The organism is Streptomyces nojiriensis, assembly GCF_017639205.1.
GTDB classification, from domain to species: domain Bacteria; phylum Actinomycetota; class Actinomycetes; order Streptomycetales; family Streptomycetaceae; genus Streptomyces; species Streptomyces nojiriensis.
The window spans coordinates 8,632,464-8,657,686 of the sequence record NZ_CP071139.1 but is presented as its reverse complement, the minus strand read 5'-3'; the positions used below and the strand labels follow the sequence as shown (position 1 = coordinate 8,657,686).

The 25,223-nt window shown below is 72.6% G+C and carries 22 protein-coding genes and 3 pseudogenes; 12 read left to right on the top strand and 13 right to left on the bottom strand.

Annotated features, from left to right (window positions below):
* Positions 1-72 precede the first annotated feature (72 nt).
* The 3 genes from JYK04_RS39145 to JYK04_RS39135 form a co-directional block, all read right to left on the bottom strand.
* The gene (locus tag JYK04_RS39145) at positions 73-1,866 is read right to left on the bottom strand and encodes an ABC transporter permease/substrate binding protein (protein WP_189744703.1); all 1,794 of its coding nucleotides are present in this window, start codon (positions 1,864-1,866) and stop codon (positions 73-75) included.
* The gene (locus JYK04_RS39140; protein WP_189744701.1) at positions 1,866-2,927 is read right to left on the bottom strand and encodes a quaternary amine ABC transporter ATP-binding protein; all 1,062 of its coding nucleotides are present in this window, start codon (positions 2,925-2,927) and stop codon (positions 1,866-1,868) included. Before JYK04_RS39140 ends, JYK04_RS39145 begins: the two co-directional genes overlap by 1 nt.
* Positions 2,928-3,292: 365 nt before the next feature.
* Entirely contained in the window at positions 3,293-4,114 is an 822-nt protein-coding gene (locus tag JYK04_RS39135; RefSeq protein WP_189744699.1) for a GntR family transcriptional regulator, read from the bottom strand.
* 188 nt (positions 4,115-4,302) lie between these two features.
* Between JYK04_RS39135 and JYK04_RS39130 the strand changes: the two genes are divergently transcribed.
* The 4 genes from JYK04_RS39130 to JYK04_RS41710 all read left to right on the top strand — a co-directional run bounded on the left by JYK04_RS39130 (position 4,303) and on the right by JYK04_RS41710 (position 7,264).
* A complete protein-coding gene (locus JYK04_RS39130) occupies positions 4,303-4,821 on the top strand; it encodes a MarR family winged helix-turn-helix transcriptional regulator (protein WP_189744697.1) in 519 nt (172 codons plus the stop codon).
* 149 nt (positions 4,822-4,970) lie between these two features.
* A complete protein-coding gene (locus tag JYK04_RS39125; RefSeq protein ID WP_189744695.1) occupies positions 4,971-5,471 on the top strand; it encodes a hypothetical protein in 501 nt (166 codons plus the stop codon).
* 51 nt (positions 5,472-5,522) lie between these two features.
* Positions 5,523-6,389 (top strand): SDR family oxidoreductase, encoded by an 867-nt coding sequence (locus JYK04_RS39120; RefSeq protein ID WP_189744694.1) that lies wholly within the window; start codon positions 5,523-5,525, stop codon positions 6,387-6,389.
* A gap of 68 nt (positions 6,390-6,457) precedes the next feature.
* Positions 6,458-7,264, top strand: a complete 807-nt coding sequence (locus JYK04_RS41710; protein ID WP_229876670.1) for a DUF6234 family protein — start codon at positions 6,458-6,460, stop codon at positions 7,262-7,264.
* Positions 7,265-7,277: 13 nt separating this feature from the next.
* Here the strand turns inward: JYK04_RS41710 and JYK04_RS39110 are convergent.
* The 4 genes and pseudogenes from JYK04_RS39110 to JYK04_RS39095 all read right to left on the bottom strand — a co-directional run.
* Positions 7,278-8,202 (bottom strand): annotated as a pseudogene (locus tag JYK04_RS39110) (IS5 family transposase); the annotation flags it as partial.
* Positions 8,203-8,287: 85 nt separating this feature from the next.
* Positions 8,288-8,518 carry an e9imm peptide gene (locus tag JYK04_RS39105; RefSeq protein WP_373297494.1) on the bottom strand — a complete coding sequence of 77 codons (231 nt, stop codon included), beginning with the start codon at positions 8,516-8,518 and terminating at the stop codon, positions 8,288-8,290.
* 78 nt (positions 8,519-8,596) lie between these two features.
* The gene (locus JYK04_RS39100; protein ID WP_189744693.1) at positions 8,597-8,905 is read right to left on the bottom strand and encodes a hypothetical protein; all 309 of its coding nucleotides are present in this window, start codon (positions 8,903-8,905) and stop codon (positions 8,597-8,599) included.
* The gene (locus tag JYK04_RS39095; RefSeq protein WP_189744692.1) at positions 8,898-9,212 is read right to left on the bottom strand and encodes a hypothetical protein; all 315 of its coding nucleotides are present in this window, start codon (positions 9,210-9,212) and stop codon (positions 8,898-8,900) included. Before JYK04_RS39095 ends, JYK04_RS39100 begins: the two co-directional genes overlap by 8 nt.
* Positions 9,213-9,600: 388 nt before the next feature.
* Between JYK04_RS39095 and JYK04_RS41705 the strand changes: the two are divergent.
* Together JYK04_RS41705 and JYK04_RS39085 are read left to right on the top strand one after the other, a co-directional pair.
* Positions 9,601-10,787: pseudogene (locus tag JYK04_RS41705) on the top strand (DUF6183 family protein).
* Between the two features lie 157 nt (positions 10,788-10,944).
* A pseudogene (locus JYK04_RS39085) lies at positions 10,945-12,065 on the top strand (IS630 family transposase).
* 26 nt (positions 12,066-12,091) lie between these two features.
* Here JYK04_RS39085 and pyrF read toward each other — a convergent pair.
* Together pyrF and JYK04_RS39075 are read right to left on the bottom strand one after the other, a co-directional pair.
* Positions 12,092-12,793, bottom strand: coding sequence for an orotidine-5'-phosphate decarboxylase (gene pyrF, locus JYK04_RS39080; protein ID WP_189744691.1), 702 nt, complete (start codon positions 12,791-12,793; stop codon positions 12,092-12,094).
* Positions 12,794-12,905: 112 nt separating this feature from the next.
* Positions 12,906-14,474 (bottom strand): IucA/IucC family protein, encoded by a 1,569-nt coding sequence (locus tag JYK04_RS39075; RefSeq protein ID WP_189744689.1) that lies wholly within the window; start codon positions 14,472-14,474, stop codon positions 12,906-12,908.
* A gap of 108 nt (positions 14,475-14,582) precedes the next feature.
* On the opposite strand from JYK04_RS39075, the gene JYK04_RS39070 reads away from it, so the two are divergent.
* The 3 genes from JYK04_RS39070 to JYK04_RS39060 are packed head-to-tail and all read left to right on the top strand — an operon-like array spanning position 14,583 to position 17,429.
* Positions 14,583-16,097, top strand: a complete 1,515-nt coding sequence (locus tag JYK04_RS39070) for an IucA/IucC family protein (RefSeq protein WP_189744687.1) — start codon at positions 14,583-14,585, stop codon at positions 16,095-16,097.
* 58 nt (positions 16,098-16,155) lie between these two features.
* On the top strand, positions 16,156-16,809 hold the full coding sequence (locus JYK04_RS39065; RefSeq protein WP_189744685.1) for a class I SAM-dependent DNA methyltransferase: 654 nt from the start codon (positions 16,156-16,158) through the stop codon (positions 16,807-16,809).
* A gap of 35 nt (positions 16,810-16,844) precedes the next feature.
* Positions 16,845-17,429, top strand: coding sequence for a GNAT family N-acetyltransferase (locus JYK04_RS39060; protein WP_189744683.1), 585 nt, complete (start codon positions 16,845-16,847; stop codon positions 17,427-17,429).
* Positions 17,430-17,450: 21 nt separating this feature from the next.
* Here JYK04_RS39060 and JYK04_RS39055 read toward each other — a convergent pair whose 3' ends face one another.
* On the bottom strand, positions 17,451-18,647 hold the full coding sequence (locus tag JYK04_RS39055) for a cytochrome P450 family protein (protein WP_189744681.1): 1,197 nt from the start codon (positions 18,645-18,647) through the stop codon (positions 17,451-17,453).
* A 162-nt stretch (positions 18,648-18,809) separates the two neighbouring features.
* Here JYK04_RS39055 and JYK04_RS39050 point away from each other — a divergent pair, with 162 nt between their 5' ends.
* Positions 18,810-20,342: an FAD-binding oxidoreductase gene (locus JYK04_RS39050; RefSeq protein ID WP_189744679.1), complete on the top strand. Its 1,533-nt coding sequence runs from the start codon at positions 18,810-18,812 to the stop codon at positions 20,340-20,342.
* A gap of 12 nt (positions 20,343-20,354) precedes the next feature.
* The gene (locus JYK04_RS39045) at positions 20,355-21,578 is read left to right on the top strand and encodes a trypsin-like serine peptidase (protein WP_189744677.1); all 1,224 of its coding nucleotides are present in this window, start codon (positions 20,355-20,357) and stop codon (positions 21,576-21,578) included.
* On the opposite strand, the gene JYK04_RS39040 is transcribed toward JYK04_RS39045, so the two are convergent.
* Positions 21,529-21,924 carry a hypothetical protein gene (locus JYK04_RS39040; RefSeq protein WP_189744675.1) on the bottom strand — a complete coding sequence of 132 codons (396 nt, stop codon included), beginning with the start codon at positions 21,922-21,924 and terminating at the stop codon, positions 21,529-21,531. The genes JYK04_RS39045 and JYK04_RS39040 overlap by 50 nt on opposite strands.
* Before the next feature lie 269 nt (positions 21,925-22,193).
* On the opposite strand from JYK04_RS39040, the gene JYK04_RS39035 reads away from it, so the two are divergent.
* Entirely contained in the window at positions 22,194-22,937 is a 744-nt protein-coding gene (locus JYK04_RS39035) for an alpha/beta fold hydrolase (RefSeq protein ID WP_189744673.1), read from the top strand.
* A gap of 383 nt (positions 22,938-23,320) precedes the next feature.
* On the opposite strand, the gene JYK04_RS39030 is transcribed toward JYK04_RS39035, so the two are convergent.
* Both JYK04_RS39030 and JYK04_RS39025 read right to left on the bottom strand, forming a co-directional pair.
* The gene (locus JYK04_RS39030) at positions 23,321-24,313 is read right to left on the bottom strand and encodes a 3-oxoacyl-ACP synthase III family protein (protein ID WP_189744671.1); all 993 of its coding nucleotides are present in this window, start codon (positions 24,311-24,313) and stop codon (positions 23,321-23,323) included.
* Positions 24,310-25,185 (bottom strand): SDR family oxidoreductase, encoded by an 876-nt coding sequence (locus JYK04_RS39025; RefSeq protein ID WP_268254170.1) that lies wholly within the window; start codon positions 25,183-25,185, stop codon positions 24,310-24,312. Before JYK04_RS39025 ends, JYK04_RS39030 begins: the two co-directional genes overlap by 4 nt.
* Between the last annotated feature and the right edge of the window lie 38 nt (positions 25,186-25,223).

The following is a 25,223-nucleotide window of genomic DNA, read 5'->3' as shown; positions in this document are numbered from 1 at the left end:
CCGTCGTACGGTCCTGCGTGCGGCGGCGCCTTCGCTATGGGACGGCCGTCGGCCGCGAGGCCGACCGCGGTACTACGCGAGCCGGTCGATCTCGGGGTGGTCCTGCAGCCAGGCGCGGACCGCCTGCTGTTCCTTGCCCTTCCCCGTCCGCTGGATCTTCGCTTCCAGGCCGGTCAGCTGCTCCTCGGTGAGCTTGAAGGACTTCAGCCATGCGGCGACCTCCGGCTCGTCCTCCGCGAAGCCCTTGCGGGCCAGGGTGTGGATGCCGTCGCCCTTGCCCCAGGCGCCCTGCGGGTCCTCGAGCTTGGTCAGCTCGTAGGAGGAGTACGCCCAGTGCGGGGACCACAGCACGACGGCGACGGGCTCCTTCTTCTCGTAGGCCCGCTTCAGCTCGGCGAGCATGCCGGGCGTGGAGCCGTCGACGACCTGGTACTCGCCGTCGAGGCCGTAGTCCTTCAGGACCTTGTCCTTGAGGATCGACATCTCGCCGGCGCTCGGCTCGATGCCGATGATCCGGCCCTTGAACCGGTCCGCCTTGCCCTTGAGATCGGCGAGCGAACGGACGTCCTTCACGTAGGAGGGCACGGACAGCTCCAGCGAGGTGGGGCCGTACCAGGAGCCGAGGTCCTCCAGCCTGTTCCCGTACTTCTCCCAGTACTGGGCGTGGGTGACGGGCAGCCAGGCGTCGGTCTGGAAGTCGAGCTGGCCGCCGGCCAGTCCGGTGTAGAGAGCCCCGGCCTCCAGCTGGCGGGCGTCGACCTTGAAGCCTCGGCGCTCCAGGAGCTCCTTCCACAGGAAGGTGGAGGCGATGCCCTCGTCCCACGGGATGTAGCCGACGGAGAGGGTGCGGCCCTTGCCGATGTTCGCGGCGCCGGCCGGGCCGTCCTCGGCGGCGGAGCCGCCGAAGGTGTTCAGGCCGCCCGCTACGAGCGCCAGGACCACGGCGCCGCTGATCGCGTACGCCGGCTGGGGGCGGTGGTTCCACACCTTGGCCGCGCCGGTGGCGGCGGCCCGCGCCTTGGCGAGCGTACGGCGGCCGATCGGGGAGACGTGGCGGCCGAGCGCGCCGGTCATCCGGTCCAGGTACATGGCGAGGATGACGATGGAGACGCCCGCCTCGAAACCGAGGCCGATGTCGACGTTGCCGATGGCCTTGTAGACGGCGCCGCCGAGTCCGCCGCCGCCGACCATGCCGGCGATGACGACCATGGACAGGCCCAGCATGATGACCTGGTTGACGCCCGCCATGACGGTGGGCAGGGCCAGCGGGAGCTGGACGCGTACGAGCGTGTCGCGCGGGCTGGTGCCGAAGGCCTCGGCGGCCTCGACCAGTTCCCCGTCGACCTGGCGGATGCCGAGCTCGGTCATCCGCACGCCCGGAGGCAGCGAGAAGATGATGGTCGCGATGATGCCGGGCACCACGCCCACCCCGAAGAAGATGATGCCGGGGATCAGGTAGACCATGGCCGGCATGGTCTGCATGAAGTCCAGGACCGGCCGCAGCAGGGCGCTGACCCGGTCGGATCTGGACGCCCAGATGCCGAGCGGGATCGCGAACGCCAGGGTGACGAGGGTGGCGACCAGGACCAGGGACAGGGTGGACATGGCGTCGTCCCACAGGCCGAGGGAGTCGACCAGCGCGAAGCCCGCGAAGGCGAGCAGGCCCGCCAGCAGACCGCGCAGCCACCAGGCGGCGACGGCGAGGATGCCCGCGAAGAGCAGCGGTGCGGGGGCGGAGAGGACGGCGTCGATGCCGTCGTAGAGGCCGGTGACGAGCACGCTGATGGCCTCGAACAGCCAGGAGAGGTGGCTCTGGAGGAAGTCGACCCCGTGGTCGACCCAGGCGCCGAGGTGCAGGCGGGGCATCAGGCGGCCACCTCCGCGCAGTACATCGGGGGCCGCTGCTCGTCGCCGATGAAGGCGATGAGGCGGTCCTGGGGCACGGAGCCGATGACGGCGCCGTCCGCGCCGGTGACGGCGACCGCGTGCGGGACGCGGGCGCTGACCGCGCACAGCTCGGCGAGCGGGGTCCCGGCGGTGACGGTGGGGCAGTCGCAGGCGTCGGCGGCCGGTTCCGGATCGTCCATGACGGCGTCGGCCGTCAGGACCCGGGAGCGGTCCACGTCCTGGATGAAGGAGGCGACGTAGTCGTCGGCGGGGCGGGTGAGGATGTCCTCGGCGGTGCCCTGCTGGACGATGCGGCCGTCGCGCATGACGGCGATGCCGTCGCCGAGGCGCATCGCCTCGTTGAGGTCGTGGGTGATGAAGACGATGGTCTTCTTCAGGGTCCGCTGGAGCTCCAGCAGCTGGTCCTGCATGTCGCGACGGATCAGCGGGTCCAGCGCGCTGAAGGACTCGTCCATCAGCAGGAGCTCGGCGTCGGTGGCCAGGGCCCGGGCGAGGCCGACCCGCTGCTGCATGCCGCCCGAGAGCTCGTCGGGCCAGGACTTCTCCCAGCCTTCCAGGCCGCACAGGGCCAGGGCCTCGGCGGCGCGCCGCTCGCGCTCGGGGCGGGGCACGCCCTGCACCTCGAGCCCGTAGCCGGCGTTCTCCAGCACGTTGCGGTGCGGGAACAGTGCGAAGTGCTGGAAGACCATGGAGATCTTCGTGGACCGTACGTGGCGCAGCTCACCGGCGCTCAGCGCGGTGAGGTCCTGGCCACCGAAGAGGATGCGTCCCGCGGTGGGTTCCAGCAGGCCGTTCAGCATGCGCAGCAGAGTGGACTTGCCCGATCCCGACAGACCCATGACGACGAAGATCTGGCCGGGACGGACGTCGAAGGAGGCGTCGATCACGGCAGCGGTGGTCCCGTCGGCACGCAACTCGTCGCGGTCTGCGCCGCTTTCGAGCGCGCGGACGGCGGCAGCGCTGTCGGCGGGGCGCCTCCCGAACACCTTGTAGACGTGCTCGGCCTGGAGCGTGGACACATACACCTCACGGGTCGTACCAAGTACGGCGCGCACCGGCGGAGCGGCGGGCCGTGGAGCGGGACGGGATCTGCCCGTGTGCGCCGTGTCCTCCGCCGCGATGGGCCGGAGGACATGGTTCCGCTCCAGCAGCGCCGATGCCCGGCATTCACCTGCGCAAACACCGGGGTGACCCTCCTCACTTACGGGGTACGCGGGCCCCGTAGGCGGCGCCGCGGGCCGGGGCGGGCGGTCGCGGACGACCGTGGCCGGGTACGCCCGCCCCCGGCGAGGAGTTGGGGCGGCGACCCGGCGGCCGGACCGGCCGCCGGGCCCGGTGCGCCGCCGCACGGGGTGTGGCCGAGGCCACAGTGCGGTTCCGGCGGTTACGTGATGCGGAAACCGGTGGTCGCGCGGTCGCGGCGGTCCCGGTGGAAGGTGAGGCGGTCCCAGGTGGGGAAGGCCAGGTCGGTGACGGCCAGCAGCCGGCCGGAGCTGTCGTGCAGGGTGCGGCGGACGGTCAGGCCGCAGACCTGGGCGGAGGGCGGGGCGGAAGCCGGGGCGGCGGCCTGCGGGTGGGTGATGCGGGTCATGGTGAGGGTCTCTGCGACCCGGCCGGCCGCGGCGGCACGGTCGAGCCAGCGATGCAGGGGGGTCAGGTCCTGCGCGCGGTCGGTCACCGTCGCCGCCGCCCGGTTCCGGAGGGCGGCCAGCTCCGGACTCCGCGCGACGGCTCCGGGGCTGATGTAGGTGACGGCGTCGCGGACGGTCTCACCGGCCGGGCCGCGTTCGCGGTGGTGATGGACCAGGGTGCGGTCTCCGCCGGCCATGGCGAGGAGCGTGCCGAGCGAGGGCGGGACGGTGACGAGGGTGACCCAGCTCCGGGCCGGCGCGGGCCCCGCGGAGGGGCCTACGGAGGGGCCTGCGGAGGGCGCCGGGGCCGGGACGACGGAGACGGCGGCGAGGACGGGGACGGCGGGGCGGGTGCCGCGGCGGCCGGTGACGACGAGCCCGTCCTCGCGCAGGCACTGGAGCGCGGCCCTGATGGTCTGCCGGTTGACCTGGTAGCGGGCGGCGAGGCTGCGTTCGGACGGCAGTCTGCCGCCGGGGGTGTGTGCGGCGCGGTCGAGATCGCGGCGCAGCGCTGCGGCGATCCGCTGGTACTTGGGCATGGCGGCCTGGCCGCCGCCCCGCGAAGGGGAGGGCATGGCTTCTCCTCTGACGGGTGGTCAAGGACTGCGCGGTCTGCTCGACCAACGTAGCATTGGTCTATACCTGTCGGTGAGGGCGGAGCGGTCGCGCGGTCCCGATTGGCCGATTCCGCCCCCACGCACGGCCGATCCCCTGGCGTTCCGCCCCCTTGACACGGCGAATGATTAGCCGCCATATTACTTTCATGACGAGGGACGGCATCGACGGCGAGGCACCCACGCTGGACCAGGCCAGGCGCCAGGTCGAGCACTACGGCCTGGAGGTCGACCCGCAGGCGGTGCTGGTCGCGGTGCGGCTGATCTCGGCGGGCGCGCGGGTCGGCCGGGCGGCCGAGGCGCACTTCGCCCGGTTCGGCCTCTCGACGGGGCGCTACCGCCTGCTCGCCGACCTGGAGGACCACGGCGGGGAGAAGTCCCCCTCGCGCCTCGCGGTCGACCTCGGCGTCTCCAGGGCCACGATCACCGGCCTGCTGGACGGCCTGGAACGCGAGGGCCTGATCGCCCGCCGCCCGTCCACGGAGGACGGCCGGGGCACGGTGGCCGTCCTGACCGCCCGGGGGGCGCAGCGCCTGCGCGACATGGCGTCCGAGCATTTCGGGCGACTGGAGGCGATGGTGGGCGACCTTTCCGTCGAGGAGCGCGCGGTGTTCCTGGACCTGCTCGCCCGCGTCGTGCGCGGCAGTGCGGCCCTCGCGGCGGACTGACCCCGACCACGGCCGTTTCGGCTCCGCCCCACGGGACGGGGCCCTTTTCACGCCGTAATAATTAGCCACCTAATTACCCTGCCGGAGCAGGCCGACGACCCACCACCGCACCCCTTCACTTCCCTCACCCGAGCGAGAAAGAGGCCGGCATGACCGCCCCCGAGCACACCACCAGCCCGCACCGAACAGCCCCCCGGCCGTCCCGGCCGCCGCAGCCACCCCGACCGTCCCGGCCGTTCACGCTGTGGCGCGAGGTGCTGACCTCCTACGCCGCGCCCGCGCTGACGGCCGGTGCGGCCGGGGTCCTCACCGGGCAGCGGGACCTGGCCGTGGCCGCCTGCACCTCCATCGCCGGCACCTCCGCCGTGGTGGCGTTCCTGGTGGGCACCTGGCTGCGGCACGGCGGACGGCCCCGACGGTGGACCCTCACCACGCCGCGCGGTGTCCTGGCCGCCGTACTCGTCGTCATCGCCGCCGTCGCGGCAGCCCTGCTGGGGTGGTTCGCCGCCCAGTGGCTGCCCGCCCACACCCCGGTCCCCGCCACCCCGTGGCTGGAGCGCCTGCGCGTGGACCTGCCCGTCTCCGCGGCCCTCGCCGCCACCATCGTCACCCTGCGCTGGCGCGGCTCCACCACAGCGCCATCGGCATGACCCACCCCGGCCGCACCCGCAGCCGGTACGTCAAAAAGGAATGAGCACGCAATGATCGTTGTCATGGGAGCCACCGGAGCGACCGGGAACGCCCTGCTCCACAGCCTCCTCGCCGTCGGCACACCCGTCCGCGCACTGACCCGCACCCCGAACACGCCGGTCCCCGGTACGACCGGCGGGCACCAGCCGCCCGTCGAGGTCCGGTACGCCGACGCCACCGACCCCCACTCGCTGCACACCGCGTTCAAGGGCGCCGACCAGCTCTTCCTCGCCATGGCCAACGGCCCCGCACAGGTCGAGCTCGAAACCCGCGTCATCGACGTCGCCGCCCACGCCGGCATCGGACACATCGTCAAGATCTCCGCACCCGCCGCCGAGCCCGACTCCCCGGTCGCCGTCTCCCGCGGCCACCACGCCGTCGAGGAGCACCTGCGCGCCAGTGGCCTGACCCGCACCGTCCTGCGCCCCTACGCGTTCATGCAGAACCTGCTGCGCCTGGCTCCGGGCGTCGCCCAGGGCGTCGTCCTCGGCACCACGGGCGACGCGCCCTGCAACCTCATCGACTGCCGCGACATCGGCGACGTCGCCGCAGCCGCCCTCACCAGGCCGGACATCGCCGGCGGCACCTACACGCTGACCGGACCCGAAGCCGTCTCCTACCCCGAACTCGCCTCACGGCTGACCGCCCTGACCGGCCGGCGGATCCGCTACGTCGGCCTCACCCCGGACGAACTGCGCGACAACCTCCTCCACCACGCCCGCATGCCCGCCTGGCTCGCCGACCACGTGACGGAGATCCAGCAACTCGCCGTGACCCGTCCCGAAACCCCCACCACCACCGTCAGCGACGTCCTGGGCCGCCCGCCCCGCACCCTCGACGCCTTCCTCCACGAGCACCGCGCCCATTTCACAGGGTGATCACAAGGGGGCGGCGGGTGAGTACGCGTACTCATGCCTCCCCGCCGCAGGCTCGGCATGATGCGGCCATGACTGATTCCCTGACCGAGCCCCGACCCCGGCATGGCCGGCGACCCTGGTCACGCCGGACGCCCCTCGCCGCAGACCTGGCCGTCGGTATTCCCCTGTTGCTGCTCGGGGCGGGATGGCTCGCGCTGGACTTCATGCTCGGGCACGGCATGGAGGTCTGGGCCGCTCAGGGAGACCAGGACCGGATCGAGGCGGCGGACCTCGCGTACATGGCGCGGATCCAGGACTTCCTGGTGACCGTGCTCGTGGTCGCGGTCATCGCGCTCGTGTTCCGTGCGCGCTGGACGGCGATGTCGCAGTTGTTCGCCGCCTCCCTGGCGGGCGCGCTGCTGGTGATCGCCCAGCACAACTGGGACCGCGATCACCCCGGCCCGGCGGATACGGCGTCGGAGGGGGCGGGTTCGCACTATCGCGAGAACAACGGCTTCCGCATCCCGGGTGACATGTCGCCCGCGAGCGCGCAGGACGCGCAGAAGGATGCCGACCGCATCGAGCCCGTCCTCAAGCGGCTCTGGGAGAGCGGGACGTGGGATCCGACGAGCGTGCGCGCGGCCCTGCTCGACCTCGGGTTCCAGGAGGAACGGTTCGGGCCGAAGGGTGAGTGGCTCGGCGGAACGCTCACCGTACGGGACATGGGCTCCCGTTTCGAGACGGACCACTACGTCACGCCCGAGGGCGCGTTGGTCGGTGTCCGTGTCCATGACGACGCCTGCGTCACCGCCTTCGTGCAGAAGACCAACTACCAGGTGAAGACCAACGGCCCGTACCCCGAGGGCGGCTGCTTCGAGCCGCCTGCCGGTCACTGACCGACCACCGGCCGAGCCAGATGAGGAGGGCGGCTGCGGTGACGGTGCCGAGGTAGACGTATCCGCGTTTGTCGTATCGGGTTGCGACCGCTCTGGCGTGCTTGAGCTTGTTGATGGCCCGTTCTACGGTGTTCCGATTCTTCAACCGCTCCTCGTCGAAGCCCGGCGGCCGCCCTCCACGTGAGCCTTTGCGCCGGCGGGCGGCCCGACTGTCCGTCTTCTCCGGGATCGTGTGCCGAATGCCGCGTCTGCGCAGGTAGTCGCGGCACGGCCCGTTGCTGTACGCCTGTCGGCGGCCAGGCTGTCGGGCTCCTTGCGGGGCCTGCCCGGCCCGATCCGCAGGACACGGAGCTTTTCCGGCACCGGCTCGAACTGCGTGCAGTCCGCCCGCTGCCCTGGCGTGACGATGAGGGACGGTGGGCGGCAGCGGCCGTCTGTGCTCAGACGGACCTTGGTGGTGAGGCCGCCGCGCGAGCGGCCGAGGCCCTCGCCTCCCGCACCACCTCCGCCAGGCGGGCGACAAGGCTCTGCCACGGCGTCTCGTCCCGGTGTTCTCCCGGCCCAGCCCCCCCCTTTGGATCAAGGGCTGGTGGCGGATCGGTACGGGCGCCGGCCGCGTGCTGGTGGGCCCGGACGATGGTGGAGTCGACGGTGATGTCCCCGTCGATGTCCCCGGCCGCGTCCGCTTCCGTCTGGACCCGCTGGAGCAGACGCTCCCAGGTCCCGTCGGCCGACCACAGCCGATGGCGTTCGTGGACCGTCTTCCACGGACCGAACCGCTCGTGCAGGTCACGCCAGTGCACTCCGGTCCGTACCCGGTGCAGAATCCCGTCGATCACCTGCCGGTGGTCCCGCCACCGGCCACAACGCCTGTTGCCGGCCGGCAGGAACGGCCGCAGCCGTTCCCACTCGGCATCCGTGAGATCTCCCCGCCCCATGTCCGATCCGACGACCGAGGCGGGCGACAGTCACATGATCAACCGGACGAATCCCAGCTGAAGAACGCCCGAGCGGTTGTCATTCTCACAGCGCGAACGGTCGGTGGGCCAGGGCCAGTTCGACCACCTCAGCCGCTGTACTCTCCGGCCCGTCGGGCGAGTAGATCAAGTCGCTGACATAGCCACTCGGACAGCCAAGGCCCCTGTCCAGCGCCTCCAGCGCGCCGTCGATCTCGGCGTCATCGGCGCAGTCCCCATCCACGATCTTCTGCACCATCGCAACGGCCGACTCACGAGTCATCACTGCTTCAGCCACCCCCTCCAGGACAGGGAGAGCTTAGCGAGTTACGTGATCGAGGGACGAGTTCCAGCCTCAAGGCGATCCGGAATGGGCCTATCTGCTCATTACGGCGATTACCAGCTTGGTCGCAAAGTACAAGAGAATCGAGCCTGCGACGAGCACTACAGCCGCTTGCACATTCCTGCGGTCGGCCTTGCTCTTGTCTTCGTAGTATCGGCGCCTGCGTTCGTCCTGTTCATTCACCCATCTCTGGCGATTCCACGCAATCGCGTCCGCCACCGCTTGCGGATCCGCCTGGTTGAAGTGGATGCCCTCGGCGTTGTACTGAGGTCCGTACACATGCTGGCCCTGCTGGTCGAAGTAGGGCGCGGGATCGTGCGGCCCGTACGACCCGTCAGACACCCAGGACGCCCGTGCCTCGGAGGAAGGCTCCGGCCACCTCGGCCAGGGCTCCGCCCATGGCGCGCACGCGGGCCAGGCGTTCCTGGGCGAGGCTCGTGCGGCCCGCCTGAATGTCCGCGCCTGCCGCTTCCAGTTCTCCGGACACCTGTTGCCGCGTGGGTTCGTCCAGTCCGAGTTCCTGAACCCTGCTCAGGGCCATGGCCAGCTCCCGGGCCAGGATCTCGCGGTCGATCCGGTCGATGTTGATGGTCTCGGCGTTGTACTGGGGTCCGTTGACGTGCTGGCCTTGCTGATCGAAGGTCGCCATGAAGCAATGATGCCGTGGCTCGGCCGGTTGGTGAAGTCGTCCGCCGAGAACATGTCACCTGGTCCGGGCTGGGTTGTCGTCACCGACGCCCCACTTGGAATTCGGCCACGGCGACTACGGTGACGATCACCATGAAAAGGGCGAACGCGATTGCGGGCAACAGGCAGCAGCACGCCGTGCTGCTGCATGAATCCCCCTCGTCCGGGGGGATGAACTCGCCCTGCGCTCGCCGATAGGCCTTCTCCATGTCCCAGGCACTGGGCCCCTGGTATCCCCCGCAGGTCATGGTGCGGAAGTGTAGTTGCCGCCCTATTCGGCCAAGTCCGAAAAGTGGTTGGCCTGTCTGCCGTTCTTCACCTACGGAATCCGCCCGTGCGACGCGGTGACCATGGGCAGCGACGTCCAGGAGAGGAGACGGAGTCGGAGTCGGCTGATGCGTAGGCTCAGGGGCGTGAACGAGCAGATACAGAAGATCGTGTCGGAGCTGCCGAACCTGAAGAACGTCACCGACGTGTGGGCGGCGGCCGACGAGCGGTTCGCACTGGGGGACGCCGCCTTCCCCACGGACCTCGGCATCGCCCTCGCCGAGAAGTACGGCTCCGAGGGGCAACTGTGGCAGTACCGAAGCGTCTTCGAGCACCTGCTTCGGCTGCTGACCACCACCCCTGGTCCCGAGAACGCCTCCCAGGCGCTGCGACTGGTCTCCTCGGCCGAGGTCGCCGGCAAAGAACTGGATCGCTACACGGCCTCGTTGCTGGCCTCCGGCCACAAGGCGGCGGACCTGAGCGCCGCATTCACCGGCCACGCTTCGGAGGAGCTTCGGGCCTGTCTGGTCCACGAACTCGTGCTCAGGGGCGTGAACGTCGCGGCTACGCCGGGGATCGCGGGCTGGGCGACGTCGCCGCATCGGCGGCATCACCCCCTGAGCTGGCTGCCGCTGACGCTGTCCGACGTGGAGGGATGTGCGGACCTGCCGAGCTACGGCACCCATGGCACCAGTCACTCCATGCCGTACGGCCCCTCGGAGAGTCCCGAACCGGCTGTGATCGGCGACGGCCGTGTCCCGTCGGTGGAGGAGACGACAGGACAGGCCACTGCCACCGCAATGGCCACGGCCGTGGCGAACTGGGCCGAAGGGTCCAACGGGCACATCGAGGCGCGGGTTTTCGACCTTTCAGAGCCGCTGGACGTCGGATCGGTCCCGAACACACTCCTGGCACTGGGGCTGCGGTGTCTGGACGGAGCGGGGACAAGGCCCCTCTGTCGGTCGCTGTCCGTCCTCCGGCTCATGCATGGCAGCTGCTCTTCGCCGCAGCATCCACGGGAGGGGCCTACACCTCCGGCTCGTACGGAGCCTACGGCCGCCTGGCGGCCTGGCAGTCCATGGCCGCACTGGCCGGATGTCCGGAAGGTGCCGCGGCCGACGAGGTCGAAGCGCGTGTGCGGGACTGCACCTGGCACGTCTTCGAAGCCGATACGGAGTGGTTCGAGCAAGTGGCATGGGACATCGGTCTGGCTGCCCTCGCACCAGGGCACCGGCGCTTGGCCGTGCTGGCCGCCACCGACACCGACTGACGTCCCAGGTCCCACGTCCCACGTCCCACAAGACGTGATCGTCGGCGACCGGAATCCGCCTCCCGCCACCCCTAGGCCGCATAGGTTCACCGGGTTGGCGGTGGCACGGTCCGGACCGGTTGGATGTGGGCGGACATCCAAGGTGCGGGGAGGCGTGGTGGCGGAGCCGGTCAGGGTCCGGAGACTGACAGATCTGGAAGGCCAGCAGTTACAGCGGATCGTGCGCCGGGGCAGTACCAGTACGGTGCGCTACCGGCGCGCCATGATGCTGCTGGCCTCAGCCGGCGGCAACCGAGCACCGGTGATCGCCCAACTGGTGCAGGCCGACGAGGACACAGTCCGCGACGTGATCCACCGGTTCAACGAGATCGGCCTGGCCCGCCTGGACCCTCAGTGGGCGGGAGGCCGTCCCCGCCAGCTCAGCACTGATGACGAGGACTTCGTCATCCAGACGGCCACCACCCGCCCGACCGAGCTCGGCCAGCCCTTCACCCGCTGGTCGCTCCGCAAACTCGTCGCCTACCTGCGACGCACCCACGGCCGGGTGATCCGCATCGGCCGCGAGGCCCTGCGCTGCCTGCTCACCCGCCGCAGGATCACCTTCCAGCGCACCAAGACCTGGAAGGAGTCCACCGACCCCGACCGCGCCAAGCTCGACCGGATCGAGCACGTCCTGGACCACTTCCCCGACCGGGTCTTCGCCTTCGACGAGTTCGGACCGCTCGGCATCCGCCCCACCGGCGGGTCCTGCTGGGCGAAGGCGGGCCGCCCCGACCGGGTCCCGGCGACCGACCACCGCACCCACGGCGTCACCTGTTTCCACGGCTGCTACTCGGTCGGCGACGACACCCTGTGGGGCGTCAACCGCCGCCACAAGGGCGCCGCCCAGTCCCCGGCCGCGCTGAAATCCATGCGGGCAGCACGCCCCGACGGCGCCCCGATCTACGTGACCATGGACAACCTCTCGGCACACAAGGGCATCAAGATCCGCAAGTGGGCGCGGAAGAACAAGACCGAGCTGTGCTTCACCCCGACGAACGCCTCCTGGGCGAATCCGATCGAGGCGCACTTCGGGCCGCTGCGGCAGTTCACCCTGGCGAACTCGAACCACCCGAACCACACCGTCCAGACCCGCACACTGCACGCCTATCCACGCTGGCGCAACGCCAACGCCCGCCACCCCGACGTCCTGCCGCCCAACGCAAAGAACGCGCCTGCATCCGCAGCGAGAAGGGCATCCGATGGAGCGGCCGGCCGCTCTCGCCGGCAGCGGCCTGACCATCCAGTCCGGTGATCGTTTCCGCTCACAGCTCCAGGCTGGCGCGGACGAGCCGGAATGCGGCCGCCGGGTCCGCGGCACGGGTGACCGTCCGGCCCACGACAACATGTGACGCACCAGCGGCAACGGCAGCACGCGGTGTGCCGGGTCGGGCGTGCTCACCTGGAGCCTCGCCAGGAAGCGCGACTCCCGGCGTGACGATCAGGGTGCCGGCTCCCAGCGCAGCCCGCAGTGGCCCGGCTTCCTGCGGCGATGCGATCACGCCGTGGCAACCGGCGCCTTCCGCCAGCCGGGCCAGCCGCAGCACCTGCTCCTCGGTCGAGGTTGAGCCGGTGATGCCGATGTCGGCGAGATCGGAGCTCGTCATGCTGGTGACGACGGTCAGGGCCAGCACGCGAAGGTGTGGAAAGTCGCGGGCCGCGGCGACAGCGGCGGCCAGGATGCCGGTGCCGCCCATACTGTGGACGGTCACCATAGAGACACCCAGAGCGCCGGCGGCGCGGACGGCGCCGGCCACAGAGTTCGGGATCTCGAAGAGCTTCAGGTCCAGGAAGACGTCCTTGCCCTTGGCTATGAGGTGCTCAATCAGGTCCGGTCCGGCCGCCGTGAGCAGCTCCATCCCGACCTTGTAGAAACGACACTCCTCACCAAGCCGGTCGACGACTTCGTCAGCCGCTCGGCGGTTGTCAAAATCCAAAGCAACGATGATCCGACTGGTTGGCTCCACGGCCTCATTGTCACCCACGTGCCGTTGGCGGCGTCAGCGGCCTCCGCCACGGCCGACCGCCCCCACCAGCAACCCGCGCCGTCCAACCCGGTGAACCTATGCGGTCACAGCACTAGCAGCGCAGCGGGTTCGGCAGGGGGAGGTAGCGGGCGTCCGCGCCGTCCGCCCGGGTCCAGCGCAGCAGCAGGTTGGTCTTGCCGGGCAGGGTCGCGGAGGCGAGCAGGTCCGCGATCTCGGGGAGTCCGCGGGTGGCGTCGTAGCGCAGGAACTCCTCCCGTGCGGCCGGCCACAGGAGCGGCGAGACGTCCGGGTACCGTCCGGACAGGGCTCCCGCGATCTCCGTCAGGTTGTTGACGACCAGGCAGTAGACCAGGCGCTGCCAGGCGTCCGCCCGCGACAGGTCCGCCGGCAGCTTGACCCCCTCCGCGTCCCGGAAGAGGGCCTGCACCGGCAGGCCGTCCGCGTCGACGGCGACCAGGGTGTTCTGGAGGTGGGCCTCCAGCACGATGCCGTGCCGGGCGAACAGTTCCAGCACCGGCGGCACGACCTGGCGCAGATACGCCCGCCACCACCGGACCGGGTCGGTGGTCCCGGCCGGCGGGCTCCCGGGGTAGCCCTCGGCGAGCGCGGCGGCCAGCAGCGGCGTGGCCCCGGGCACGGTGTGCGCGTGCAGGCCGTCGCGGACCAGGACGGCGAGCTCCTCGAAGGCGAAGGCGGCGGTGCGGTAGCCGCGGTCGGGCAGCCAGGCCGCGGCCGCCCCGGTCCGGCGCAGGGCTGCGAAACCGGCCTCGACGGCCGCGTCGGTACGGCGCAGCTTCAGCAGGTCGTGGCGCCACAGCCGGCGCACGTCGTTGGTGATCCGGACGTCGAGGCTGAACTTCACGAAGAGGTCGGCCGCCGCGTCCGGTACGTACAGGGTCCGGATCGAGGCGGTAGGCCAGGCCGGCCGCCGCGTCGTGCCGAGCCGCAGCAGCCGCCCGTCGGCGAAGGCCTCGCGCACCGCGGGCCTCTCGCCGACCAGGTCGAGCTGCCAGGGGTGGGCGGGCAGCAGCCGGTATCCGGCGGGCGCGCGCGGCCCGTCGAGGGCGTCGGCGAGGGCGTCGATCGCTGCGGAGGCCGCCGGGCCGCCCTCCTCGGTGGTCTGGTCCTCGCGCAGCCCGAGGAAGACCAGCGGGAAACGGGCGTAGGCCTCGGGCGCGTACGGGAGCCAGCTCCCGGCCGGCGCCCCGCCGCGGGCCTTGGGGGCGGGGTGATGGGGGTGGCCCATCACCAGGGACTGCTCGGAGAGGAGGTACGGGTCCGCCGGGGGTTCGGCGGTGGCCCGGGCGGCCAGCAGCGCGGCGATCGCGTCGCGGCTGTCGGTGATCTCGACGGGGAGCTCGTCGTTGGGGACACCGGTGAACCGGCCCAGTTCGTCGGAGACGAGTTTGGCCAGTTCGGTGTGGGTGAGCGGGTGCCAGCCGTCCGCCGTGCGCAGTTCGGGGCGTTCGGGCCGGCGCCCGCCGCGCACCCGGAGCAGCCGTCCGCTGCCGCGCAGCCGGTGGACGCGCACATCTGTTCCCGCGGCCGCGTCGTTCCCCTCTGCGGGGTCGGCCGCCTCTCTGAGCAGGCAGTTCAGGAGCGGGGCGGCGGCGTACGCGTCGGCGGCGGCGTTGAGGTCCACTGATTCCATTCGGTCCATCCGGTGCGCCGGAGGTTCGCAGGGCGTAACCACCAGTCGTGATCTTCGGTATCCGCAATCATTACTTGATCATCCCGTAAAGCGATATTCCGATGCCGGAGCCTCAGCATGCACCTTTCCCCCTCCCCGGCCGAAGAGGCCGTCGCCGCCGAGCTGGCCGGCGTACGCCCGTCGCTCGGACCCTCGTACGCCGCCGCGCTCGGCGGTGCCCGGGCGGCCGTGCTGACCCGGCTGTGGCGGGCCCTGGCCTTCGAGCCCCTGCCCTGGGTCGTCGGCCGCGAGCACGGGTCCGACGGCCTGGCGCTGCTGCTGGCCGGGGGCGCCCGGCTGGAGGGCCCGCTGCCGGATCCGTACGCGACCGGGCCCTACGTGAGCGAGCTGCTGCTCGACGGCCGGCCCTACCGGCAGGCCGCGCGGCTGGTGACGGCCCTCGGGGTGCCGCACGGGGAGCAGTTCGCCGCCGAGCTGGACGGCTGCACGGCCTCCCTCGCGCTCTCCCGGGCCGGTCAGCCGGCCACCGGGGACGACTCCGCCCCGCGGGCCACCTGGGAATGGGAACAGCGGGTGGTCGACGGGCATCCCTTCCACCCGAACTGCCGTTCCCGGCCCGGCTTCTCGGTGGCCGAGCAGCTGGCGTACGCGCCCGAGCACCGGCCGGTGGTGGAGCTCGGGCTGGTCGCCGTACGGGCCGAGGAATGCCTGGTCACCGGCGACTGGCCGGCGGAGCTGCGGGACGCGGGGCGGGTCCTGGTCCCGGTGCACCCGTGGCAGGCGGCGCACGTCCTCAAGCACGAGCGGGTGCTGCCCGGTTTCGCGGCGCATCCGCTGATGGCCCTGCGCACGCTGGCCCCCGCCGACGGCGGGGCGCACGTGAAGACCGCGCTGAGCGCCCGGCTGACCTCGTCCGTGCGGGACATCTCCGTCTACTCCATCGAGACGGCGGCGGCCGTCTCGGCCTTCGCCCAGGGCCTGGCCGCGCGCCTCGACGGCCGGCTGCACATCACCCGCACGCTGGGCGCCACGACCGCGCACAGTCCGGATCTGGCGGCCGTGCTGCGCGAGCCGCCGGAGGTGTACGCGGACGCCGCCGCCGGTGAGCGGGTGCTGCCGGTGGCGGCCCTCGCGTCCTTCGGCCCGGCGCGTTCGGCGGCCTGGCGCGCCGAGTTCGCCCGGCTCGCGCTCTCGGTGTGCCTGCGGGTGCTGGAGCTCGGGGTGGCTCTGGAGGCGCACGGCCAGAACCTCCTCGTCGTCCTCTCCCCCACCGGCGCCCCGCTGCGGCTGGTCTACCGCGACCTCGCCGACATCCGGATCAGCCCGGCCCGGCTGGCGCGGCACGGCCTGCCGGTGCCGCCCCTGTCGGGCAGGCTGGTGACCGACGACGTGACCGTGCTGCGGCGCAAGCTGTTCGGGTCCTTGCTGACGGGGGCGCTCGGGGCCACGGCGGGCTCGGCCGGGGCCTTCGCCGAGGCACTCGCGGAGGTGTCCGCACTGCCGGCCACCGCGGACACCGAGGCGCTCCTGACCGGGCCGCTGCCCACCAAGGCGCTCACCCTGATGCGGCTGAGTCCCGGGGTTCCGGGCGATCAGTGGGCGGAACTGCCCAATCCGCTGGTCGGGGGGTGAGCGGGAGCACTCGGTCGGTTTCCCCCCGGAGGGGCTCTGGAGGCTACTGTTCAGGGGCATGACAGAGACCTCGTACCTCAGCTCCGTACGGGCGTCCTACGACGCCGTCGCCGTCGACTACGCGCGGCTGCTCAGCGCCGAACTGGCCGGAAAGCCGCTGGACCGGGCCATGTTGGCGGCCTTCGCCGAGTACGTGCGCGACGACGCGGGCGGCGGCGGCCGGGCGGTGGCCGACCTGGGCTGCGGCCCGGGCCGGGTGACGGCGTATCTGGACGGTCTGGGCGTACGGGCCTTCGGTGTCGACCTGTCCCCGGCGATGGTGGCGGTGGCCCGCCGGACGTATCCGGGGCTGCGCTTCGAGGTGGCGTCGATGGCCGCCCTGGACGTGGCCGACGGGGTCCTCGGCGGGGTGCTGGCCTGGTACTCCACCGTGCACACCCCGCCCTCCGGACTTCCCGCGCTGTTCGCGGAGTTCACCCGGGTGCTGGCGCCGGGCGGCCATCTCCTGATCGCCTTCAAGGCCGGCGACGAGCGGATCCGGCTGGAGCACGCGTACGGGCACCCGGTCGACCTCCACGTGTACCGGACCCCGCCCGAGCTGATCGCCGGCCTGCTGGCCGGGGCCGGACTGACCGAGGTGGCCCGGGTGGTCCGCGAGGCGGGCCCCGGTGAGACGTCCCCGCAGGGCTTCCTGCTGGCGCGCAAGGCGTAGGCCCCCGAGGACCCGCCCTCGGACAGGCTCCGCCGGTGCTGTTGACTGCCGCCGTGGACATCGACGACGTGGTGGCATCGGGAGCAGGGGCGGAAACGGCGCCGGGGGCGGGAGGCTTCGTCCTGCGGCGGTTCCGGGACGGCGACTCCGTGGAGGAGCTGACCGCCCTGCTCCACCGGGCCTACGCGGACCACGCCGCCGCCGGGCGGGTCTTCTTCGCCTCGTACCAGTCGCCCGAGGACACCCGCCACCGGCTGGGCAAGGGCGAGTGCTGGGTCGCGACGTGGGACGGGGTGCCGGTCGGCACGGTCACCGTCTCCGCCCCGCACTCCACGCCCAGCGGCTACCCGGCGCCCGAAGGGGCCGGATCGTTCTGGCAACTGGCGGTGGACCCCGCCCGGCGGGGCAGCGGGCTCGGCCGCCGGCTGCTGGCACTCGCGGAGGCGCGGATCGCCGCCCTCGGCTCGGACCACGTCGTCATCGACACCTCGGCGCAGGCCGCCGAACTCGTCGGCTGGTACCGGCGCCGCGGCTACGCGCCCATCGGCGCGTGGCGGTGGGACGTCACCAACTACGACAGCGTCGTCCTCGCGAAGGACCTGGCACGGCGCGCCGCCTAGGACTTCCGGTCCACCCGGCGCTCACCAGCGCAGCGGCAGCCGTGTCACGCCCCGCATCAAGGTGCCCGGGAACCAGTCGGGCGGGCCCGCCTCCGGGTCGCCGGCGAGGTCCGGGAAACGCTCCAGCAGGGCCCGGAGCGCGATGCGTCCCTCCATCCGGGCGAGCGGGGCGCCGAGGCAGAAGTGGATGCCGTGACCGAAGGCGAGGTGGCCCGGGCCGGTGCGGCGGATGTCGAAGACGTCCGGCCCGGGCTGCGCGAAGCGGGCCGGATCGCGGTCCGCCGCGGCGAGCGCCACGAGGACGGAGGAGCCGGCCGTGATGGTGACGCCGCCCAGCTCCAGGTCCGTGGCGGCGAAGCGGTACGTGGCGTGCTGGACCGGGCCGTCGTAGCGGAGCATCTCCTCCACCGCCCCGTCGATCAGCCCGTCCGGGTCGGCGCGCAGCTCGGCGAGCTGGCCGGGGTGCGCGAGCAGGGCGCGTACGCCGTTGCCGATCAGGTTGACGGTGGTCTCGTGGCCCGCGACCAGGAGCAGGAAGGCCATCCCGATCAGCTCGTCCGGGGAAAGCCGGCCGCCGTCCTCGTCGCGGGTGCGGATCAGCGCGCTGAGCAGGTCCTCTCCGGGGTCCGCGGCCTTGGCGGCGACGAGTTCGAAGAGGTACGCGGTCATCTCCGCCACGGCCCGGGGGTCCGCGCCGACGCCGTCCGGCGGGGCGACTATCTCGCCCGACCAGGAGCGGAAGCGCTCCCGGTCCAGGCCGGGGACGCCGAGGAGTTCGCAGATGACGGTCATCGGCAGCGGTACGGCGAAGGACGCGATCAGGTCGGCCCGGCGGTCGGGCCGGGCCGCCATCGCATCGAGCAGCCCGTCGGTGATCTGCTGGACGCGCGGGCGCAGGGACTCCACGCGGCGGGCGGTGAACTCCCGGGCCACCAGGCGGCGCAGCCGGGTGTGACGGGGCGGATCCGTGTCCAGCATGCTGGTGGCGACGGCCTGGACGGGCAGGGTGCTCGCGAACAGCTCGGAGCCGAGCCAGTCCTTCGACAGTCCCGGATGGGTGAGGGCCTGCCGGGCCTCCTCGTGGCCGACGACCAGCCAGGTGCGTTCGCCGCCGAGCACCAGCCGGTGGACGGGGCCGGCGGTGCGCAGCGCGGCGTAGAAGGGGTACGGGTCGGCGTTGAACGCGTCGGTGTGCGCGCTGAGATCCACCAGGGCCATGGGGGTAGCGTACGGCGGCCGTTCGCGGGTCGGAGGGCGCGGGTCGCGGTGCGACCGTAGGACGAGCGGAACCGTTTCGGCTGTGCGCCGTTCAGGGGGCACCCCGGTGCGTGTGGGACCCGCCTGCGCCGCTATCGGCCCGGGCGGTGGCAGGAAGGAGGTATGAGCCTCAATCGCCGCCAGGTCCTCGGCAGCGCGGCCGCGGCCGTCCTCGCCACCGTCGGGGCGGGGGCCCGGACCCCGGACTACGGGGCGCTGGCGCGCGGGATCGACGGGCGCGTGGTGCTCCCCGGGGACCGGGACTACCCGGAGGCCCGCCGGCTGTTCCAGCCCCGGTACGACGCCGTCGCCCCGGCCGCGGTGGCCTATCCCGCGCACGCCGGGGACGTGGCCGTCTGCCTGGACTTCGCCCGCCGCTCGGCCGCGCCCGTGGTCCCGCGCGGCGGCGGGCACAGCTACGCCGGCTGGTCCACGCGATCCGCCGGGCTGGTGGTCGACACCGGGGCCATGGCCGCGGTGTCGGTCGACGGCGGCGAGGGCGGCGAGGGCGGCGGCGTACGGATCGGCGCCGGAGCCCGACTCGGTGACGTGCACGCGGTCCTCGCCCCGCACGGCCGGTCCGTCCCGACCGGGCTGTGCCCCTCCGTCGGGATCGCCGGACTCACCCTCGGCGGCGGCCTGGGCCTGGCCTCGCGGGCGTACGGGACCACCGCGGACCGGCTCACCGGAGCCCGGGTGGTCACTCCCGACGGGATCGTCCGCGAGGTCTCCGCCGACCGGGATCCGGAGCTCTTCTGGGCGCTGCGCGGTGGTGGCGGCGGCAACTTCGGCGTGGTCACCGAGTTCCGCTTCCGCACGCACCCGGTCGGCGCGTGCGCCTACGCCGAACTCCACTGGTCCGGCGCCGACTCCGCGGCCGTGCTGCGCGGCTGGCAGCGCTGGCTGTCCGGGCTGCCGGACCCGTTCTGGAGCCAGGTGGAATTCACCGTCGGGGTGGGCGCCGGGGACGGAGCGCCACCTGCGATGCGGGTCGTGTGCCTCGACGGGCGCCAGGAGCTGGAGCGGCAGTTGACCCGGCTGTCCGACCTGGTCGGCGGGGCACCTCGGGACAGCTGGACCACCGTACGCAGCCACGAGGAAACCGTCCGGGCCATGTCCGGCTGCCTGGAGCTGAGCCCCGCGCAGTGCCGGCTGCCGGGCACCCTGCCGGGCCGGGACCCGCAGGGACGGCTCGGCCGGGACTCCTACGCCGCACGGTCGGACTTCTGGGCGGGCGGCGGGCTGCCGGACGCGGCGATCGGCGCGGTCCTGGACGCAGTACGGCGGTACGGGACGAGCGTGCCCCGGGGCGGCCTGGGCGTGGTCCAGTTCGACGGGGTCTGCGGCGGTGCGGTGAACCGCGTCCCGGCCGGCGCCACCGCCTTCGTACACCGCGACAGCGCCTTCCTCGCCCAGTACCTCGCGTACTGGCCCGAATCCGCGACGGCCGCCGAGGAGGCCCGGCACCAGGGCTGGCTCGACGGGCTCTGGCAGGACCTGCGCCCCTGGGCGAGCGGCCGCGCGTACCAGAACTACACCGACCCGAAGCTCACGGGCTGGCGCGAGGCCTACTACGGCCCGAACCTCGCTCGGCTGCAGGAGGTCCGGCGTGTCTACGACCCGGACCGGCTCTTCCGTTTCCCCCAGGCCCTTTAGGGAGTGTCCGGCATGCGACGTACGTTGACGATGGCCGTGGTGGCGGCCGCCCTGCTGGTACCGGGAGGGCCGCTGCCCGTGGCCGTGGCCGGGGCCGGGAGCGCCGCCGCTCCGGTGGCCGTCGGCCGCTGGTCGGCGCGTGAGGCGCAGTCCTTCTGGACCGCCGAACGGATGGCCTCCGCCGCCCCGTTGCCGCCCGTGCCGCCCGGACTCGTGGATCCCGCGCCGCCCGAGCTGCCCGAACCGCCGGAGCCGGCCGAACCCGTCGAAGGCGACCCTGCCGAACCCGCCGCCTCGGCCGACCCGGCCGAGGCGATCCCGGCCGCCACACCGACCCCCGTCGTGACGGGGCTCCCGGTGCCGTCCGCGACCCCGGCCGCCACACCGACGCCCGCTCCCACCCCCACACCCACTGCCGTTGCCACGCCGACCCGTGCGCCATCGGCCCCGGCCCCGGCTCCGCTACCGGCTCCGGCACGCCCGGCCGTTCCGCGACTGCCGGCCCTCACCCCCGGCATCGGGCAGAACTTCGACGGCATCCCGGTCGCCGGCCGGATGTTCCTCGTCAAGAGCGGCGGGACCTACTTCTGCACCGCGAGCGTGGTCTCCTCCCCCGGCCGCGACCTGGTGCTCACCGCGGCGCACTGCCTCCTCGGCTCCGACACCCAGCAGGTGGCCTTCGTACCGCAGTACACGCGGGCGAAGCCGCAGCCGTACGGCATGTTCCCGGTCCTGCGGGACGCGGCCGGGCGCTCCAAGATCTGGATCGACCCGCGCTACCGCTCCCAGGGCATCGACCGCGCGGCCGCCCTCGACGTGGCCTTCGCCCAGGTGGGTCCGGACGCCCGCGGCTTCCCGGTGGAGGCCGTGGTCGGCGGGAACCGGCTGAAGACCGGCGCCGGTTACGCGCACGCGCGGGTCACGTTGATCGGCTACCCGGCCTCCGCCGCCCGGCCGCGCGTGTGCGTCAACCGGACGACGAAGTTCACCAGTGCCGACGCCCGGATCCCGGGATCGTTCCTGCGGATCGACTGCACCGGCTATCCCGGTGGGACCAGCGGCGGTCCGTTCCTGACCGGCTACGACGCGCGCACCGGGACCGGTGACGTGGTGGGGGTCATCGGCGGCTGGAAGACCGGCGGGGACAAGGCCGACACCTCGTACAGCTCCTACTTCGGCGCGGACATCAGGAAGTTGTACGAGAAGGCGGTTGCCGGGGCGAAGGCGCGGCGGTGAGCACCCGCGCCCAGCGGGTGCGGCGCGGGTTGCCGACCGTACGCGGGGTCGCCGGAATCCCGTCGCCGCCCAGCGCGTCGGCGGGCGCGAGGCCGAGCCGGCGGCGCAGGTCGGCGAGGGCCGCGTGGACGGGCGCGAGGACCACCTCGGCGCCCGGGCCGACGGACGCGAGGGCGTGCGCGGTGGTCTCGATCGCCTCGGCGGCGTCCTCGGCGGCCGCCCGGCTCCATCCGCCGGGCGCGCCGGTCCCCCAGGGGGCGATGGTGTCGTAGAGGTGGCAGGCGGCATCGGCCACGGCGTCGGCCCGTTCACCGACGCCCGGCGCCGCGATGGTCGGCAGTTCCATGCCGGGTCAACGAGCCGATGCCGCCAGGGGTGCGTACGGGCGGGTGACCGCGCGCACGTGGTGAAGGCGGTGGGCCCGAACTGCCACGTCGGACAGCGGCGTCGGCCGCTTCCGCTCGCCGTCATCGATCCGACGGACGCACACTCCTCCCGCGCCCCAACGCAGTTGGACAGTCCGAACGTCCTCCTGGCAAGCACCTTCCACGTCTCGGCGGCGCGGGATGCCCGCCAGTAGAGTCGGTCCGGAGAGAACGCGGATCTGGGGGACCCATGACGGCTGCGGATGCACCACCGATCGTCTTCGTACACGGCACACGATTCAGCGCGGGTCAATGGAGCGCACAGCTCACCGCGCTCCAGGAAGACTTCCGGGTGACCGCCGTCGACCTGCCGGGCCACGGCGCGCGCTCTGCGCAGCCCTGGAGTCTGGACGCGGCGACGGAGATCATCTCTTCCGCGGTGGACTCACTCGGCGGCGAACCCGCTCTGGTCGTCGGGCACTCGCTCGGCGGATACGCCTCGCTGGAATTCGCGCGACGCTGCCCGGAACAGCTGCGGGGGCTGGTTCTCGCGGGGGCCAGCGCCGCGACGCGTGGTCCGTGGGCCATGCCGTACCGGTTGATCGCCGGGCTCGTCCCCCGCATACCGGCGGACCGGTTGACCCGCTGGAACGACAGGTTCCTGCGTCGGCTCTACTCTCCCGAGGTGGTGGACGCCACGATCCGCGCCGGCTACGCCTTCCACACCCTGCCGGCCGCCTGGGGCGAGGTACTGGGCCGCTTCGACGCGGATGCGATGCGCCGCGTATCGGCTCCCGTGCTCATCCTGAACGGCGAGAAGGACCCCGTCTTCCGGTCCGGCGAGAGGGCCTTCGTCCGGGCCCATCCGCACGCCCGCATCGAACTGATCCCGCGGGCGAGACACCTCGCGAACTTCGACGATCCGGACGCCTTCACGGATGCCGTCCGCCGCTTCGCCCTGCAACTGCCTGCTCGGGGACCCGTCACCCGGTGACATCGTGGCCGCTCAACCGCGTTCCCAGTAGGCGCAGGAGTGTGGGACGCCCCTGGCCACAGCGGTCGGGTCGGGACAGCTCGAAGGCGTGCCGCTCGGAACGGGAGCCCGCTCCCAGTGGGCCGGCCCCGAACCAGGATCCTCGGATTCGTCCAGGTAGAGAGTGAACGCACCGCCTGATAACACGAGCGCCAACCAGGCCGTCCCCGCCCACAACCAGACCTTCCGCTGCACCGCTCCCCCTCGATCTCGATCACTCGGGAACAGTCTGCCTGGCAGACCCGCGCGGCGGCGGCCGACTTCGGCCCGGAGGACGGGTGCACCGGATGCGGACCCGGCTCCCGGCGGGGCGGGCGCGGGCGTCAACGGCGCGCCGGTCGGTGTCACCAGCGGAGCAGTATCACCGCGCCGCTGGCGCCGCTGGCGAGTCCGAAGAGCGCGACCTGGTCGCCCGGGGCCAGCCGGTTGTGGCCGACGGCGTGGGCGAGTTGGAGGGGCAGGGTCGCGGCGGCGGCGTTCCCGGTGTGCGGGAAGGTGGGGACGATCTGCGCGGTGTCGATGCCCATGCGGGTGCGGAAGGTGTCCATGAAGGGCACGGAAGGCTGGTGGACGCAGACGAGGTCGAGCTCGCGGACGTCGACGTGTTGTTCCTTGAGCCACTGGGCCGCCTGGACGTCGAGGTCGACGAAGGAGCCCAGCAGGGCCTCGGAGTCGACGTGAAGACCCTGGGGGTGGTCGGGGGCGTGGTGGGGGTCGTAGAGGGTGGCGGCTGGCCATCCCGCGGAGTTGGCGAGGAATACCGAGCCGGTGATGCCCGGCACGGGTGAGGCCTCCACGAGGAGGGCGGCACCCAGGTCGGCGCCGGTCAGGGAGGTCAGTCCGGTGCGCAGCTGGTCGCGGGTGAGGTGCCAGCGGGAGAGGCGGGTGAGGGTCTCCCCGCAGGTGATCAGGACGCGGCGGTGCCGGCCGGTGCGGATGAGGGCGTCGGCGACCTGGAGGGCGTCGATGACGCCGTTGCAGGCGTCGCCGATGTCGAAGGCCTGGCAGGTCACGCCCGTCTTCGCCGCGACGATGTGGGCGTTGGCGGGTTCGCGGACGTCCGCGCTGACGGCGGCGAACAGCAGCAGGTCGATGTCGGCCGGGACCAGGCGGGCGGTGCGCAGGAGGCGGGCGGCGGCACGGGCGGCGAGGTCGGAGGGCAGATCGCCGGGGTCGGCGACGGCGCGTTCGTGGAGGCCGAAGGTGCGCTGGAGGAGGCCGGCGGGGAGGTTGAGGGCGGGGCTGTGCCGGCGGAGAAGTCGTTCGATCTCGGTGACGTGCTGGCGTCGCGCGGGCAGGTGGACCGCGGCGTGGGTGATGCGGCTGTAGGGGTTCACGCCGTCTCCTTCACGCGCCGCCCGGACCCTTCGGGTGGTGTGGCGGGTGCGGGGGTGCGGGGCAGTCCGGTGACGGTGTGCTTGAGGCGGTCGGTGAGGGTCAGTGGCAGCAGGGTGTGGAGGGGGACGAGGAGGCGGGCGTCGCGGCCGACGACGTAGCGGGGGCGGGGCCGGCGGGCCGTCAGACATGCCTCGACGGTGCGTGCCACCGGTTCGGGGCCGGGGACCCGGCGGTCCACGGCGGTGAAGAGGCGTGTGGTGTTGTCATATCCGGGGTTCGCGGGGTCGCGGAGGGTGTCGAGGTCGGTCAGGGCACGGCTGAGCATGGGCGTGGCGAACGCGCCGGGTTCCACCAGGCTGACGCGGACGCCGAGGTGGGCGGCCTCTACGCGAAGGCAGTGGGTGAGGGCCGAGAGGGCGTGCTTGCCCGCGCTGTACCAGGCGCCCATGGGCCAGGGGACCCGGCCCAGGCCGGAGGAGATGTTGACGATCCGGCCGCCGCCACGGGCGGCCATGGCGGGCAGGACGAGTCGGCACAGCCTGGCCGGCCCCAGCAGATTCACCTCCAGCAGGCGACGGGCCTGTTCGTCGTCCACGTCGGCGACCGCGCCCGCCTGCGGGATGCCGGCGTTGTTGACCAGCGCCCACGGGCCGCCACCCGTCATCTCGGCGCACTCCAGCAGCGCCTGACGGCAGGATGCCTCGGACGCGACGTCCAGCTGAACCGTGCGCAGGGCCAGTCCCCGCTCGGCGGCGTCCGCCACCAGGCTGCGGGCCTTGTCCGTATCGCGCGCACCGGCGATCACGTCCCAGCCCGCGCCCGCCAGACGGAACACGATCACCCGGCCGAAACCTCCCGTCGCCCCCGTCACCAGCACGCTCCGCCCACCCGACCCCGACACCAACGCTC